The organism is Pelistega suis (genome assembly GCF_013133795.1).
Taxonomy (GTDB): domain Bacteria; phylum Pseudomonadota; class Gammaproteobacteria; order Burkholderiales; family Burkholderiaceae_B; genus Taylorella; species Taylorella suis.
This window is the reverse complement of record NZ_JABGBN010000024.1, coordinates 1-810: the sequence shown is the minus strand read 5'-3', so window position 1 is coordinate 810 and position 810 is coordinate 1. Positions and strand designations below refer to the sequence as shown.

General features: G+C 36.7%; 1 protein-coding gene. It reads right to left on the bottom strand.

Going from position 1 to position 810, the window contains the following annotated elements; genetic code table 11:
* Positions 1–54: 54 nt before the first annotated feature.
* Positions 55–735 (bottom strand): IS6-like element IS1216 family transposase, encoded by a 681-nt coding sequence (locus HKX39_RS10580; RefSeq protein ID WP_002331383.1) that lies wholly within the window; start codon positions 733–735, stop codon positions 55–57.
* Between the last annotated feature and the right edge of the window lie 75 nt (positions 736–810).

Below are 810 nucleotides of genomic sequence, written 5' to 3'. Positions count from 1 at the left end.
GGTTCTGTTGCAAAGTTTTAAATAAAGAATAAAATTCCTTACGGTATCTATGATTTAAGCTGGGATTCCCAATAATACCTTGATTTCAGTACAGACCGAAAACCCGAAGAGAGTGCCTTCTTTTCGGGTTTTCTTATATAATCCTCGGATGGCTTCCATGCCTTTAATCGTGGTAGAGGCAGTGCGTAAACTTCGATAGAATTTATTGCGTCTCTTTACTGGACGATGGTCTTGTTCAATCAAATTATTCAGGTATTTAATGGTACGATGTTCTGTCCCTTGATAAAAGCCGTACTCTTTTAGTTTCTTAAAGGCACTTGTAATAGAGGGGGCTTTATCTGTGACTACAACCTTCGGTTCATCAAACTGCTTCACTAACCGCTTAAGAAAAGCATAGGCTGCTTGTGTGTCCCGTTTTTTACGTAACCAAATATCCAAGGTTAAACCATCTGCATCGATGGCTCGATACAAATAATGCCATTTTCCTTTAATTTTGATGTACGTTTCATCCATTTTCCATGAATAAAAGGATTTTTTATTTTTCTTTTTCCAAATTTGATAGAGTAGTTTGCCATATTCTTGCACCCAACGATAAATCGTCGTATGAGAAACGTTAATGCCACGATCATATAAGATTTCTTGAACTTCACGATAGCTAAGGTTATAACGAAGATAGTAGCCCACGGCTACAATAATCACATCCTGCTGAAATTGCTTTCCTTTAAAATGACTCATCGTCATTCCTCCTGCTATCTTTTTCTATTATTCTACCTTATTTGATAGTAGATTTAAAACTTTGCAACAGAACCG

Coding starts and splice junctions, on each gene's coding strand:
- HKX39_RS10580 (WP_002331383.1), bottom strand. CDS start 735: ATGAGTCATTTTAAAGGAAAGCAATTTCAGCAGGATGTGATTATTGTA.